Source organism: Nonomuraea zeae (genome assembly GCF_005889725.1).
In the GTDB taxonomy this organism is placed as follows: Bacteria; Actinomycetota; Actinomycetes; order Streptosporangiales; family Streptosporangiaceae; genus Nonomuraea; species Nonomuraea zeae.
Genome location: NZ_VCKX01000002.1, coordinates 126253 through 139665, shown reverse-complemented (window position 1 = coordinate 139665; position 13413 = coordinate 126253). Strand labels below are relative to the sequence as shown.

13 protein-coding genes are annotated in these 13413 nt (G+C 72.6%); 8 read left to right on the top strand and 5 right to left on the bottom strand.

Going from position 1 to position 13413, the window contains the following annotated elements; genetic code table 11:
* Window positions 1–54 precede the first annotated feature (54 nt).
* On the bottom strand, window positions 55–678 hold the full coding sequence (locus tag ETD85_RS01290) for a hypothetical protein (RefSeq protein WP_138687697.1): 624 nt from the start codon (window positions 676–678) through the stop codon (window positions 55–57).
* Here ETD85_RS01290 and ETD85_RS01285 point away from each other — a divergent pair.
* The 3 genes from ETD85_RS01285 to ETD85_RS01275 all read left to right on the top strand — a co-directional run bounded on the left by ETD85_RS01285 (window position 644) and on the right by ETD85_RS01275 (window position 2605).
* Window positions 644–1177, top strand: coding sequence for a hypothetical protein (locus tag ETD85_RS01285; protein ID WP_138687696.1), 534 nt, complete (start codon window positions 644–646; stop codon window positions 1175–1177). The genes ETD85_RS01290 and ETD85_RS01285 overlap by 35 nt on opposite strands.
* A gap of 143 nt (window positions 1178–1320) precedes the next feature.
* Window positions 1321–1488 (top strand): hypothetical protein, encoded by a 168-nt coding sequence (locus ETD85_RS62810; RefSeq protein ID WP_170246452.1) that lies wholly within the window; start codon window positions 1321–1323, stop codon window positions 1486–1488.
* Between the two features lie 94 nt (window positions 1489–1582).
* Window positions 1583–2605, top strand: coding sequence for a hypothetical protein (locus ETD85_RS01275; protein WP_138687695.1), 1023 nt, complete (start codon window positions 1583–1585; stop codon window positions 2603–2605).
* A gap of 384 nt (window positions 2606–2989) precedes the next feature.
* Here ETD85_RS01275 and ETD85_RS01270 read toward each other — a convergent pair whose 3' ends face one another.
* Window positions 2990–4099, bottom strand: coding sequence for a cytochrome P450 family protein (locus ETD85_RS01270; protein ID WP_170246451.1), 1110 nt, complete (start codon window positions 4097–4099; stop codon window positions 2990–2992).
* A gap of 305 nt (window positions 4100–4404) precedes the next feature.
* Here ETD85_RS01270 and ETD85_RS01265 point away from each other — a divergent pair, with 305 nt between their 5' ends.
* Window positions 4405–4878 (top strand): GNAT family N-acetyltransferase, encoded by a 474-nt coding sequence (locus tag ETD85_RS01265; protein ID WP_240778732.1) that lies wholly within the window; start codon window positions 4405–4407, stop codon window positions 4876–4878.
* 198 nt (window positions 4879–5076) lie between these two features.
* Here ETD85_RS01265 and ETD85_RS01260 read toward each other — a convergent pair whose 3' ends face one another.
* Window positions 5077–5511 (bottom strand): MerR family transcriptional regulator, encoded by a 435-nt coding sequence (locus ETD85_RS01260; protein WP_138687693.1) that lies wholly within the window; start codon window positions 5509–5511, stop codon window positions 5077–5079.
* Window positions 5512–5566: 55 nt separating this feature from the next.
* Here ETD85_RS01260 and ETD85_RS01255 point away from each other — a divergent pair, with 55 nt between their 5' ends.
* Window positions 5567–6520, top strand: a complete 954-nt coding sequence (locus tag ETD85_RS01255; protein ID WP_138687692.1) for an oxidoreductase — start codon at window positions 5567–5569, stop codon at window positions 6518–6520.
* 68 nt (window positions 6521–6588) lie between these two features.
* Here the strand turns inward: ETD85_RS01255 and ETD85_RS01250 are convergent, their stop codons facing one another.
* Window positions 6589–8010 carry an N-acyl-D-amino-acid deacylase family protein gene (locus ETD85_RS01250; RefSeq protein WP_240778731.1) on the bottom strand — a complete coding sequence of 474 codons (1422 nt, stop codon included), beginning with the start codon at window positions 8008–8010 and terminating at the stop codon, window positions 6589–6591.
* Between the two features lie 211 nt (window positions 8011–8221).
* On the opposite strand from ETD85_RS01250, the gene ETD85_RS01245 reads away from it, so the two are divergent.
* The 3 genes from ETD85_RS01245 to ETD85_RS01235 are packed head-to-tail and all read left to right on the top strand — an operon-like array spanning window position 8222 to window position 11830.
* The gene (locus ETD85_RS01245; protein WP_138687690.1) at window positions 8222–9499 is read left to right on the top strand and encodes a serine hydrolase domain-containing protein; all 1278 of its coding nucleotides are present in this window, start codon (window positions 8222–8224) and stop codon (window positions 9497–9499) included.
* The gene (locus ETD85_RS01240) at window positions 9496–10248 is read left to right on the top strand and encodes a GNAT family N-acetyltransferase (RefSeq protein ID WP_138687689.1); all 753 of its coding nucleotides are present in this window, start codon (window positions 9496–9498) and stop codon (window positions 10246–10248) included. Before ETD85_RS01245 ends, ETD85_RS01240 begins: the two co-directional genes overlap by 4 nt.
* The gene (locus tag ETD85_RS01235) at window positions 10238–11830 is read left to right on the top strand and encodes a PucR family transcriptional regulator (protein ID WP_138687688.1); all 1593 of its coding nucleotides are present in this window, start codon (window positions 10238–10240) and stop codon (window positions 11828–11830) included. Before ETD85_RS01240 ends, ETD85_RS01235 begins: the two co-directional genes overlap by 11 nt.
* A 2-nt stretch (window positions 11831–11832) precedes the next feature.
* Here the strand turns inward: ETD85_RS01235 and ETD85_RS01230 are convergent, their stop codons facing one another.
* Window positions 11833–13413 (bottom strand): ABC transporter substrate-binding protein, encoded by a 1581-nt coding sequence (locus ETD85_RS01230; RefSeq protein ID WP_138687687.1) that lies wholly within the window; start codon window positions 13411–13413, stop codon window positions 11833–11835.

Here is a 13413-nt window from a genome sequence, read left to right as displayed (position 1 = left end):
CCCTTCTGCCCGGTAAAGAGGGCTAGATCGAACTATGAAGTAATTGAACCAACACTAAGGGTACTGATCGCTGCGGATGGCCTGATAAGCAACCGCAGGGAGCACCATGTACAAGCACGCCATTGCCGCATTCACCGCGGCCTCCGCCGTTCTGATGACAGCCGCCGGGCCCGCGTCCGGGGAAGCGGAGCTGCCCCGCGCGAAAGCGGTCGCCACCCCCACGGTGTGCACCGACGACGTCATCATCAGATTCAACGTGTCACCGCGGTCCGCGCCCGGGTCCGCGCCCGGGTCGGCGCCCGGGACGGTGACCGGGACCGTGACCTGGCCGTCCACCGGCACCTGGCCGGGAACCGTGACCTGGCCGGGCACGGCGACCTCGCCGAACACGGGGACCTCGCCGAACACGGGGACCTGGCCGAACACGGGGTCCTGGTCGGGCGAGGGGTCCTGGTCGGGGGCGAGGTACTGGCCGAACACGGCGACCTGGCCGGGCACGGGAACCTGGACAGGCACAGGGACCTGGCCGGGCACGGGGACCTCGCCGGGCACCCGGACGGCTCCCACGCCGGCCCCCGGGACGGCTGCCGCACCGGCCACTCCGCCGGTGACCACGGTGACCGGGACCGTGACCGCCGACGACGTGAGGGCCTGGGCGGAGTTCTTCGGCGACGACATGCCGCGATCCGGCTCCCCCGTCCTCGTGGGCCCCGCGCCGACCCCGCTGCCGTCCCGCGCCACCTACGCGCCGTCCCGCGCCACCTACGAGGAGGGCCTGGTCAACGAGTTCATCAGCGGCGCGATGGCGTGCGTCGACGGCACCCCGAAGCCGGCCTCCGAGGCTCCGTTTGCTCCCCTGATCAACGCCGACGGCCTCACCGAGCTGCTCAACGAGATCTTCGGCATCCCGGAGGCGGCCTGCGCCACGCCCGGCTTCGCTGCGACGCCGACCACGGCGACCACGTCGCTGCTGGGCGCGCTCGGCGTCACCGGGCTGCTCGACACGCTCGTCAACGGCCCGGCGGCCTGCCAGGCTCCCGCCGCCGCCGCCGTCCAGGCTCCGGCCCAGGCCCAGGCTCAAGCCTCGGTCCAGGCCCCGGCTCCGGCGTCGTCGTCCCGCTCCCTCCTGGACGCGCTCGGTGTGACGGACCTGCTCAGAGGGCTCGTCGGAAGCTGACGCGCTGGAGAACGCGAGCCGGGCGCATTGCCCTGCTGCACCTCCGGAGACCCGAGCCGGGCGCACTGCCCTCGTACACTTCCGCAGGCCCGAGCCGGGCGCATTGCCCACCTGCACCTCCGGAGACCGGAAGTGACCGCGACATGGCGGACAGGCATCTGGCACTCGCCCGGCTCGACGCGCTGACCGGCCGGTGGGCCGTGCGACCGGAGGTGGACGAGGGCTGCGGGCCGGGCTGCGGGCCGGGCTGCGGGCCGGGCTGCGGACGGGGCAGTGGACGCGGCTGCGGCGTGACCCGGAGTCTCGGCTGAGCGCTCGCCTGCATCCGCGACCGCTGAGCCGTCTTTCTGTCGGACCCGCCTGCCAAGCTCGACCCGTTGCCTCCCGCGGGAAGAGGAGTCCGGCATGAGCGTCACCGCCCGGTCCGACGTGCACGTGAGCCACCATCAGCTGCTCGTGGTGGACCAGGACGGCCTGCACGCGCATCCGCAGGACGTGCCCAACGGCCTGACCGCCGCGGTCCCCGGCGCCGCCGTGATCCGGACGGGCATTCACAGCGGAGTCGTCGACGTCACCGTCCGGCTCGCCACCTCCGCACCGCCTCGCGACACCGAAGGGTGGGACGAGGTGGAGGAGGTGGAGCTCATCAGCTTCACCGGCGAGACGATGCTGATCGGCCTCCTGTGCGACCGCCCCGAGCTGCCCGGCCTCACGCCGCAGGGTCCCGGCCGCTACGGCATGCGCGTGCAGGTCCGCGGCAGGGACATCGACCCCTGCGCGGTGCCGCGCGTGCCGTTCGAGTTCTACCTGGTCACCGTGTGGCCCATCGACGTGGGGCCGGAGGCGTGCGCCCGGCTCGGGATCGGGGTCGCGGAGGAGCTGGGGCTGCCCGGCAAGGCCGACCTGATACGTCAGTGGGCCCTTGAGCACGGGAGCCCGCAGCAGGAGCCTGGCCGCCTGGCCGGGCGGGAGCGGCCTATGACGCCGCCGGTGCCGGTGCGCGCCCCGGCCGTGACCGACGAGCACCGCTTACGCATCGTCAACCCCTACCAAGACACCGCCGCCGCACCGTCGCTGCCCGGCGGCCTGGTCGCCGCCGCCCCCGACTCCGTGGCCATCAGGACTCTCAAGCGCCGGGGCGTGGTCGGCGTGCACGTCCGGTGGGAGCTCGCCGCCCCGCTTTCGTCGGCGTCGGGCTGGGAAGAGGTGGAGGAGATCGAGTTCGTCACGACCACCGGCGTCATGCACTTCGCGGGCGTGTCCACGGACGACGAGCGCCGGCCCAACCTGACGTTCCAGGGCGCGGGTCGCTACCGGCTGCGGGTCCATGGCCGCGCCCGGCCGAGGGAGCGGCTGGGCAACCGCCCCGGGGAGTCCTACCTTCTGGCGATCTGGCCGATCGCGCTGGGGGCGCAGGCGGCGGGCTGACGCGTCCCGGTCACGTCGCCCGCGGTAGGTGCGCCCGCCGGAGGCGCTCGTCGAGCTCCCACAGCGCCGACCTGTCGTCGTCGTAACGCAGAGTCTCGAAGGCGGCCCGAGGACGTCGCCGGTGGTGTAGCCCGAGGCGGCCGCCGCCAGGGCGTCGATGAAGGCGTCGGCGACGTCGCGGTGCACGTAGATCCGCTCCCACCCTCGTGACGCCCATGGCGAAGAAGTGCTTGGGGCGAGGTAGACGTCCTCGGGCCAGCAGGGACGGGCTCTTCGACGCGGCGCCACGTACCGACCCGCCCATCCACGACCTGGTCGCACTCGCCCGCGAGTGCGACCAGACTCATGACCGACGTGGCGATGCTGGGCGTCGGGACGGCCCGCTCAGCCTCTGCGCGGGCCGAGCACCACCGGCAGCGCGGACGGCCCCTCGGTGATGAACGACGAGGTGTAGCCGACCTCGTCCTCCTTGATCGCCAGGTCCAGGTCGGGATACCTGCCGAACAGCGAGGCCAGCGCGATCCGGCATTCGAGCCTGGCCAGCGGCGCGCCCAGGCAGAAGTGCGGGCCCCGGCCGAAGCCCAGGTGCGGCTCCCGGGCACCGCGCGAGATGTCGAACCGGCCGGCGTCCGCGCCGAACGTGGCCGGGTCCGTCCCCGCGCCGGCGATCCCGACCATGATCGGCTCTCCGGCCGGGATCGTCGTCTCCCCCAGCCGAACGTCCTCGTTCGGATAGCGGAACAGCACGCCCACCACCGAGTTGCGGCTGCGCAGCGCCTCCTCCACCACCTGGTCCCAGGCGTCGCGCTCCTGCGCCATGGCGAGCTGCTCGCGGTCGGTGCACAGGGCGATGACGGCGTTCGCGATCAGATGCACGGTGGTCTCGTGACCGGCGATGAGCACCAGCCACAGGATCCACAGCATCTCCTCGTCGGACAGGCGGTCGCCGTCGTCTTCCTGCGCCTTGATCAGTCCCGTGGTCAGGTCGTCGCCCGGGGCGCCCCGCTTGCGCTCGACGAACTCGGCCAGGTAGCCGAGGATCGCGGCCCCCGTCGCCGCGGCCTCCTCGGGGCTGGCGGTGTGGGACAGCAGCACGTTGCTCCACTCGCGGATCTGGTTGCGTTCGATGCCCTCGGGGACGCCGAACAGCTCGCAGATCACCGCGACCGGCAGCGGCTCGGTGAAGGCTTTGACGAGGTCCACCACGCCGGTCTCGCCCGCGAGCCGGTCGAGCAGCTCGTCGGTCATCTCCTGGATGCGCGGGGCCAGGCCCGCCACGCGTCCGGGAGTGAAGGCGCGGTTGATCAGGCTGCGCAGCCTGCGATGCTCCTCGCGGTCCTTGACCAGCAGGTGATCGCCCTCGATGAGCTGCCTGAGCGGCCAGTCGGCGGGGACCGTGCCGTCGTGCAGAGCGGTGAAGTACGCGGGACTCTTGCTGTAGAGGACGTCGTCGTTGGACAGGATCGCGTTCACCATCTCGTACGAGGTCACCATCCAGGCCTTCACCTTGCCTGGGAATTCGATGGGTGAAACCGGGCCGTTCTCGTCCCTGTAACGGCAGATCGTCTCGGATGTCCGCTCGCCGGGGACTGGCATCTGGAGAGGTGGAGTGGCCATTGGAGAGCTCCAATGAGAGGAAGGATCCTCCCACTTTCCGTGTTGTGCCCGGATCGGCCTAGTGGATTAGCTGTCACCGGCGGGTGGCCAACACCTGACCGCCGCGCCACATCTCTCGCGGTGGAGCGCCGGGAGGATGACCGGGTTTTCCGCTCCCGGGGCGGGCGAATAGCGTGGGTCGCGTGGACATTATCGAGACCCCTCTGCTCGTCCTGCTTCCCTTGCGTCCCGAGCACGCCGGCGAGATGGCCATCGCGCTCTCCGACCCCGACCTGCACGTGTTCATCGGCGGCGCCCCGCTCACCGCGCAGGAGCTGCGCGCCCGCTACGAGCGCCTGGTCGCGGGCCCGGCCGGCTGGCGTAACTGGGTGATCCGGCTGCGCGCGGAAGATCAGCTGATCGGGTATGTGCAGGCCACCATCGACGAGGGGGTCGCGGAGCTCGCCTGGGTGGTCGGGACGCCGTGGCAGGGCCGCGGGCTGGCGACCGAGTCCGCCAAGGCTCTGGTCGGCTGGCTCTTCACCCAGGACGTCAAGCAGGTCGTGGCGCACATCCACCCCGACCACGGGGCCTCGGCCGCCGTCGCCGCCGCGGCCGGGCTGCACCCCACCGACCAGATGAAGGACGGCGAGGTCCGCTGGGAGGCCACCGCCTGAGCGTTCAGCGTCCGGGCAGGCGGACGGCGGTGAGGACCCCGTCGCCGATCTCGTGCACGTGCACGGCGAACCCCCCTGGCCAGCCCGGCCCGGTCCGCGTCGATCTCCACGCTCACCAGGTGACCGCCGAGGTCGCGGACCGCATCCATTTCTCCTCTTCCGGCCTCTCCCCAAGCCCGGCGTCCTCCGGCCTCTCCCCTACGTCCCGGCGGCCGGTCCGGACGGGACCGGTGACCAGAGGCCGGCGGCGGTCCCTTCTTCGACGTGCTCGCGGTAGGTGACGACCTTGCCGTGGATGACCTCCAGGCTGGCGTGCAGCTCGGCGATCTTGTCCCGGACGGCCTGCTCGTGCTCCTCCAGCAGCTTGAGCCGCTCGGGCTCGTTACCGGGCCCGGATCTGACGAGCCCGGCGAAACGCCTCAGCGTGGCGATGGGCATCCCCGACTCCCTGAGCCGGTTGCACAGCAGGAGCCATTCGATGTCGGCCTGCTCGTAGACGCGCTGCCCGCCGGCCGAGCGCGGGATCGGCCGGAGGAAGAGCTCCTCGCGCTCGAAGAAGCGCAGCGCGTGCACGCCGAGCCCCGTCGCGGCCGAGACCTCGCCGATGGACAGACCCTTCGCCTGGGTGCTCATGCCGTCCAGCGTACAGCTTGACCTAGATTGCACTCTAGCTTTTACCGTGGCGGGCATGACGATCACGCAACACAGGATCGGCTCGGGCTTCGACGCGCGCAGCACCGCGGACGAGGTCCTGGCCGGCATCGATCTGTCCGGCAGGAACGTCCTGGTCACCGGCGGCTACTCCGGGCTCGGGCTGGCGGCGTCGAGCGCGCTCGCGCGGGCCGGCGCGCACGTCATCGTGCCCGCGCGGCGGCCCGCCGTGGCGAAGGAGGCGCTGCGCGACGTCCCGGGGACGGAGGTACGCGAGCTCGACCTGGCGAGCCTGGACAGCGTACGGAAGTTCGGCGAGCGGTTCCTGGAGACCGGCAGGACGCTCGACATCGTGATCAACGGTGCGGGCGTCATGGCGTTCCCGCACACGCTCGTCGGGCCGGGCTGGGAGGCGCATTTCGCCATCAACCACCTCGGGCACCACGCCCTGGTCAACCGCCTGCGTCCGGCGTTCGCCGCCGGGGCCCGGGTCGTGTCGGTGGCCTCGGCGGGGCACTTCCTGTCGGACATCCGCTGGGACGACCTCCACTTCCGCGACGGCTACGACCACTGGGCGGCGTACGGGCAGTCCAAGACCGCCAACGCCCTGTTCGCCGTGCACCTCGACGCGCTCGGCGCGGCCGCCGGCCTGCGGGCGTTCGCGGTGCACCCGGGCAGCATCCTCACCCCGTTGCAGCGGCGCATCCCCAGGGAGGAGCAGATCGCCCAGGGCTGGATCGGCCGGGACGGCACGCAGGCGGCCGGGTTCAAGACCCCGGAGCAGGGAGCGGCCACCGCCGTGTGGGCCGCGACGTCTCCCCTGCTCGACGAGTACGGCGGCGCGTACTGCCAGGATTGCGACATCGCCGAGCCGGCCACCACGGACGACATGCTGATCGGCGGCGTCAAGCCCTGGGCGACCGACCCCGGCGCGGCGGCCCGCCTGTGGCGCCTGTCCAGCGAGCTCACCGGCCTGGACGCCTTCTCCTGACCGGCCGGCCGGCCGGGCCCGGTGCTCCTGGCCGGCACGCGGTCAGTCATGAAGGCCGCAGGCCGGTCTCAGCGGAGTACGCGGCCTCTGCGCTCGCCGCTGAACTCGCCGGACTCCACCACCACGTGCCCGTCCAGCAGGACGTGGACGATGCCGGACGGGCGGACGGCCGGGTCGGCGTACGTGCCGGTGTGGCCGACGGTGTCCGGGTCGAAGACGCAGATGTCGGCCCACGCGCCCGGCCCGAGCCAGCCGCGTCCGCGCAGGGCGAACTGGTCCGCGGTCGCGGAGGTCATCTTGCGTACCGCCTCCTCCCAGGGCACAACCCGCCGCTCCCGCACGTACGTGCCGAGGAAGCGCGGGAAGCAGCCCCACGTGCGCGGGTGCTCCAGGCCGGTGGGCAGGCCGTTGTCGGAGCCGATGCCGATGAGCGGGTCGGCCATGATCTCGGCCACGTCCTCCTCGGCCATCAGGGAGACCACCATCGTCGCGGCGGGGTCGGCGGCGATCAGGTCGCACGCCACCTCCCAGCAGTCGCGGCCGGCGGCGATGGCGGCCAGCGTGCGGCCCGCGTAGGACGGCTCGGCGTGCGCGGTGACCAGCACCCCCTCCGGAGTGGCGTCCTGCCAGAGCCCCGCGCCGGTCCCGCCCGCCTCGGCCGTGGCGCGCAGCCGGGCCCGCTCCTCCGGCGTCGCGAGCGCGTCCCGCACCCCGCCGCCGGCCAGCGCCGACGGTGGCAGCAGCGCGGCGAGCACGGTCGAGCCCGCCAGGTACGGGTACTGGTCCCCGCGCACGTCCACCCCGCCGGCCCTGGCCGCGTGCAGCTTGGCGAGCAGCATCCCGGCCTGCCCGTGGTTCGGGCGGCCGGCCACCTTGCAGTGCGACACCTGCAGCCGCACCCGTGCCCGCCGCGCGATCTCCACCGCCTCGTCGAGCGCCGCCGCGAGCCCGGCGCCCTCGTCGCGCATGTGAGTCGTGTACGGCACCCCGTACCCGTGCGCCACCCTGGCCAGCGCCACCAGCTCGTCGATGCCCGCGTAGCTGCCCGGCGGGTAGATCAGCCCGCTCGACAGGCCGCAGGCCCCGGCCTCGAAGGCCGCCACGGCCAGGTCGCACATCCGCGCCAGGTCTCCCTCCCGCAGCCGCTCGGCGAACCCGGCCACGGCCCCGCGCAGCGTCGAGTGCCCGACGAGCGTCGCCACGTGGTTCACGGGCCCGGCGGCCTCGACCGCCGCCAGGTAGTCGGCGAACGTCCAGTCCGGCACCTCCGCGCCCGTCAGCTCCTCCAGCGCCGAGGCGTCGGGCGCGTAGGAGAAGCCGCAGTTGCCGTTGACCTCGGTGGTGACCCCCTGCAGCAGCTTGAACGGCTGCGCCTCGGCCATCAGCGGCACCAGGTCGGAATGCGCGTGCGCGTCCACGAACCCGGGCGCCACGGCCAGCCCCGTCACGTCGATCACTCGCCGCGCCCCCACGATGTCGTCCCCGGGCACGATCCGCCCCTCCGATATGGCGACGTCACCCACGAAAGCCGCAGACCCAAGACCGTCGTACACCGTTCCACCACGAAGGATGAGATCAACCATGCAACCACCCAACACCCCATAAGTCGGGAAATCTTGTTGTGAAGCACCGAACAAGGCGGCCCGCGTTGGTCGGATGCGACGAAGAGCGGTAGCCCGGAGGACGCCTAGCGTGCCAGGCATGACGATTCGCCTGGCGGAGTTGATCGAGGAGTTCCAGGTGCCCGGGGCTTCCACGGCGTACTGGCATGACGGTGAGATCCACCGGCAGGCCGGCGGGCTGCTCAACCGGGACACGGGCGTCGAGGCCACGCCGGGCTCGCTGTTCCAGATCGGCTCGGTGACCAAGGTCTGGACGACCGCGATGATCATGCTGCTGATCGAGCAGGGCAGGCTCACGCTGGGCACGCCCGTCTCGGAGGTGCTGCCGGAGATCGATCCGAGCGTGACGATCGAGCACCTGCTCACCCACACCAGCGGTCTCGACGGCGACTTCTTCCACGACACGGGACGCGGTGACGACTGCCTGGAGAAGTACGTCACCGCCATCGCCGCCAGGCCGCTCGCCCACCCGGCGGGCGCCACGCACTCCTACAGCAACGGCGGCTTCTCCGTCGCCGGCCGCGTCGTCGAGGTCATCACCGGCAAGGTCTGGGACACCGCCCTGCGCGACCAGCTCGTCACCCCGCTCGGCCTGACCGGCACCTGGACGCTGCCCGAGGACGTCCTGCGCTTCCGCGCCGCGACCGGCCACCTCGGCGACGCGAACGACCCCACTCCGACCTGGGGCATCATGCGCTCCAACAGCCCTGCGGGCCAGATCTGCGCGACGGCCGCCGACCTGGTCCGCTTCGGCCGCACCTTCGCCGCGGGCGGCGGCCCGCTGTCGGAGGAGAGCGTGCGGGCGATGGCCAAGCCACGGGTCGAGGTGCCCGCGCGCGTCTACGGCACGCACTGGGGCCTCGGCTGGATCCTCGACACCTGGGACGGCACCCCTGTCCTGCTGCACGGCGGCAACACGATCGGCCAGGCCGCGATGCTGTGGGTGGTCCCCTCCACGGGCACCGTGATCGCGCTCCTGGCGAACGGCGGCGACACCGACGGCTTCTTCCACGCCGTCGCCGCCGACCTGTTCCCCCGGCTCGCCGGGCTGCGTCCGCCGAGCCCGCCGCAGCCGCCCGACCCGCCGTCGGAGCACGATCTCGCCGCGCACGAGGGCGTGTACGAACGCACAGGAGCCCGCATCACCGTACGGACCGCCGAGCTGATCTACGAGAACACCAGCGACCTCGCCGACCTGCAGCCGCCCATGAGCTTCGACCTGGTGCCCACGGGCGAGCACAGGTTCCTGGCCCGCCGGCCCGGCGACCGCCTCTGGACGCCCGGCGCGTTCTACTCGCTGCGGGACGGATCGCCGCACCTGTACTTCGGCGTGCGCTCCACCCCCAAGACCTCGTGACGATCACCATCGCCGAGCTCACCGGCCTCGACGAGCACCACCAGGCCGCCGACCTGATCACGAAGATCTGGCACAAGGAGCTGCTCGACCCCGGCCTCATCCGGTCGATCGCGCACGTCGGCGGCTATGTCGCGGGCGCGCGCAGGGGCGGCGAGCTCGTCGGCGTCTCCATCGGCTTCTTCGCCGGCGACGGGCACCTGCACTCCCACATCACCGGCGTGCTGCCCGGCGCCAGGGGCGGGCTCGGCCTGGCGCTCAAGGAGCACCAGCGGGCCTGGGCGCTGGCCAGGGGCGTGTCCGCGGTGTCGTGGACGTTCGATCCGCTGGTCAGCAGGAACGCCTATCTGAACATCCACAAGCTCGGCGCCCGGCCGGCCGCGTACCTGCCCGACTTCTACGGGACGATGCGCGACGCGATCAACGCGGGCGAGGACACCGACCGGCTCTACGTCGTCTGGGACCTGAGCGCGCCCCCGCGTGACCGGCCCGAGGCGGACCTGAGCGGCGCGATCGTGCTGCTCGGCCGCGACGGCGACGAGCCGCACCGCACGACGGAGGGTGGTGGATCCCGGGGCCGGCTCGCGATCGCGATGCCCCGGGACATCGAGACCCTGCGCGCCCTCTCCCCCGCCACCGCCGCCCGCTGGCGCGCGGCCGTACGGGAGGCACTGCTCACGAGCGGCGAGACGGGACACATGATCGTCGACGTCACCCGCGATGGCTGGTATGTCCTGGGAGATGAGACTTAGGTTGACCACCCTCGGCCGGATCCTGGACGACCTCGGCTCGACGTTCCTCGACATCGTCGCCGCCCCCGGCGACATGGACGCCGACGTGGTCACGGTGCAGATCTACGACCCGCTCGACGAGCTGACCACCCCGCCGGGCACGATCCTGCTCGGCGTGGGCGTGGACGGCGGTGACCGCATCTGCGAGCTGCTGCGGGCGCTCGGCAAGCTGGGCGCCGCCGGTCTGGTCGTGAAGTCGCCCGTCGCGGTGGACGACCGCGTGCGGACGACCGTGACGGAGACCGGGGTGGTGCTGCTCGGCCTGACCAGGGCGGCGTCGTGGGCGCAGGTGGCGGCCCTGTTACGGGCCCTGCTCGCCGAGGGCGACGTCGGCGGGCCCGGGGAGCCGGCCGAGCCGCCCGACGACCTGTTCACGCTGGCCAACGCCGTGTGCGAGCTGCTGGACGCGCCCATCACGATCGAGGACAGGTCGTCGCGGGTGCTGGCGTTCTCCGGGCGGCAGGACGAGGCGGACCAGGCGCGCGTGGAGACCGTCCTGGGGCGGAAGGTGCCGGAGAAGTACCAGCGGCTGCAGGAGGAACGCGGCATCTACCGCGAGCTGTACCAGAGCCGCGACCCCATCTTCTTCGACCTGGGCGGCGGCATGCTGCCCAGGACCGCCATCGCCGTCCGCGCCGGGGACGAGATCCTGGGCTCGATGTGGGCCACGGTGCCCGGCCCGCTGCCCGAGCACCGGCGCAGGGCGTTCGCCGACGCCGCCAAGATCGTCGCGCTGCACCTGCTGCGCCAGCGCGCGGGCGCGGACGCCCAGCGCCGGCTGCGTGCCGACCTGCTGTCCACCGTGCTGGAGGGCGGCAGGGACGCCGCCGACGCCGCGGCCCGGCTGGGCATCACGACCGAGCGCGTGTGCGTGCTGGCCGCCGGGCTCGACGAGACGGCCATGGAGGACGTGGCGGGGCGGGAGGGCGAGCGGCAGCGGTTCTGCGACGCGCTCGCCCTGCACGTGGGCGCCATCCACCCGCACGCCGCGGCGGCGCTGGTGGGCGGCGTGGCGTACGCGGTGCTGCCGCTGCACGTCCAGGCCGCGGACGCCGAGCGGCGGGCGGTGCGCGTGGCGGAGAGCTTCCTGGCCAGGACCGGCCGGCGCTTCCCGGCGGCGATCGGCGTCGGGCGCCTGGTGAGCACGCTGGCGGACGTGGGCCGCTCCCGGGCGGACGCCGCACGGGCCCTGCGCGTCCTGCGCGCGCGAGGGATCTCCGGCGTGGCGGCCGCCTACGGGGACGTGTACTTCGAGTCGCTGTTACTGCAGCTCGGGGATCTGGTGGCGGCCGAGGAGCAGCCGCCGGCCGGCCCGTACGAGAAGCTGGTCGCCTACGACGCCGAGCACGGGACGGACCTGGTGGGCACGCTCCGGGCCTATCTCGACGCCCTGGGCAACGTCCACGCGGCGGCCAAGTCGGTACGCGTCCACCAGAACACCTTCCGCTACCGGTTGCGCAGGCTGACCGCGATCTCCGGCCTGGACCTCGACGACCCGGACGCCCGCCTCGCGGTGAGCCTGCAGATCCGCCTGTACGCCTAGCGTCACCTGGCGATCATGCGAATCGTGCTGGGCGCGAACGAGCCGCCCAACCGGCCGAACTCCGCGCCGTTCCCGAACAGCGGCTGGGTGATGTCCGCGAACGGGACGATGTCCGCCTTCCTGTAGAGCGCCTCCTCCGCGGCGTTCCACTTCGCGCAGCTCGCGTCGCCCGTGGCCGCCCCGGCCTCGCCCACCAGCCGGTCGTAGTCGGCGTTGGCGATGGAGGACCAGTTGGCGCCCTTCGGCGGCCCGTCGCCCGACAGGAACGGCACCATCATGCTCGGCAGCGGCACGTTGACCTGGATCCACCCGGCGTCCCAGTCCATCGAGCCGTCGTTCACCCCGGCGAGCTGGGGCGAGGTGAGCTGCCTGAGCTCGGTCTCGACCCCGAGCCCGGCCCACTTCTGCTTCATCAGCTCGGCCACCGACTTGCCCGGGTCCCCGTGCTCGGCGAGATAGAGGAACGTGAGCTTCAGCCTCTTGCCGTCCTTCGCCCGGACGCCGTCGGCTCCCTTGGCCCAGCCCGCCTCGTCCAGCAGGGCCCCCGCGCCCGCCGGATCGAACGCCGGAAGGGCGGTCGTCGTCACTCCCGGGCAGACCTTGGGCTGCATGCTCAGCCCCTCAGGCGTGGCGCCGGTCCCCGCGGTGGCCACGCGTTGCAGCTCGGCGAGGTCGAGGCCCATCGTGAGCGCCCGGCGCACCCGCTCGTCCTGGGCCGGGCGGCCCTGCGCCTGGTTGTAGGTGAACTCGCCGAACATGAGCCGGATCTCGCTCTTGAACAGCTTCTTCGCCTCGGCGCGGGCGCGGTCGGGGCCGATCACGTACGCGGCGTTGAGCTGGCCGGACAGCAGCAGGTTCGCGGCCGTGGTCTCGTTCTTGACGACCTTGAGCACGACCTTGTCGGGCAGTCCCTCGTCCTTGCCGGTCGCGCCGCCGGGGCCCCAGGCGTATTCGGGGCGCTTGGTCAGCGTGTAGTGGTCGCCGGCCACGGACTCGGTGATCTGGAACAGGCCGGTGCCGTGCTTGCCGGCCTTGAGCCCAGCCGGGTCGGACAGGCCCTTGCCGCAGACCACGAACACCGACGCCAGCCGCCGCAGCAGGAAGGGGTCGGGGGTCTTCACCGTCATCGTCACCGTGCCGGCCTTGTCGTCCGCGCGGGCCTTGAGGTCGGCCGGCACGTACAGGCCGAGGAGCTGGGACTTGCTGGCCGGGTCCGCGATGTGGCTGACGCCGGCGGCCACGTCCCCGGCCGTCAGCGGCGTGCCGTCCGCGCAGGTCACGCCCTTGGCGAGGGTGAACTCGGCGGAGGTCGGGGTGGTCTTCCACGAGGTCGCCAGGCCGGGGATGACCGTGCCGTCGTCCTTGAAGGAGACGAGCGTGTCGTAGAGGAAGAAGTCGACGTTGCGGGGCTCGGACAGGGCGGTCAGGAGCGGGTTCAGGTCGCCGGGCTCCATGATGGCCATCGTGAAGGTGGCGCCCCTGGCGTATTTACCCGCGGCCGGCGGCGGGGCCCCGCCGGAGCCGCCGCACGCCGCGGTCGCCAGGGCCACCGCGCCGAGCACCCCGAGCAGGCGAGCGCGCAT

What these genes read in the sequence shown, in the direction of transcription:
- ETD85_RS01290 (WP_138687697.1), bottom strand. Translation starts at nt 678, where the DNA reads ATGTCGTCGCCGAAGAACTCCGCCCAGGCCCTCACGTCGTCGGCGGTC.
- ETD85_RS62810 (WP_170246452.1), top strand. Translation starts at nt 1,321, where the DNA reads ATGGCGGACAGGCATCTGGCACTCGCCCGGCTCGACGCGCTGACCGGC.
- ETD85_RS01260 (WP_138687693.1), bottom strand. Translation starts at nt 5,511, where the DNA reads ATGAGCACCCAGGCGAAGGGTCTGTCCATCGGCGAGGTCTCGGCCGCG.
- ETD85_RS01235 (WP_138687688.1), top strand. Translation starts at nt 10,238, where the DNA reads ATGAGACTTAGGTTGACCACCCTCGGCCGGATCCTGGACGACCTCGGC.
- ETD85_RS01255 (WP_138687692.1), top strand. Translation starts at nt 5,567, where the DNA reads ATGACGATCACGCAACACAGGATCGGCTCGGGCTTCGACGCGCGCAGC.
- ETD85_RS01275 (WP_138687695.1), top strand. Translation starts at nt 1,583, where the DNA reads ATGAGCGTCACCGCCCGGTCCGACGTGCACGTGAGCCACCATCAGCTG.
- ETD85_RS01270 (WP_170246451.1), bottom strand. Translation starts at nt 4,099, where the DNA reads ATGGTGACCTCGTACGAGATGGTGAACGCGATCCTGTCCAACGACGAC.
- ETD85_RS01245 (WP_138687690.1), top strand. Translation starts at nt 8,222, where the DNA reads ATGACGATTCGCCTGGCGGAGTTGATCGAGGAGTTCCAGGTGCCCGGG.
- ETD85_RS01230 (WP_138687687.1), bottom strand. Translation starts at nt 13,413, where the DNA reads ATGCGCGCTCGCCTGCTCGGGGTGCTCGGCGCGGTGGCCCTGGCGACC.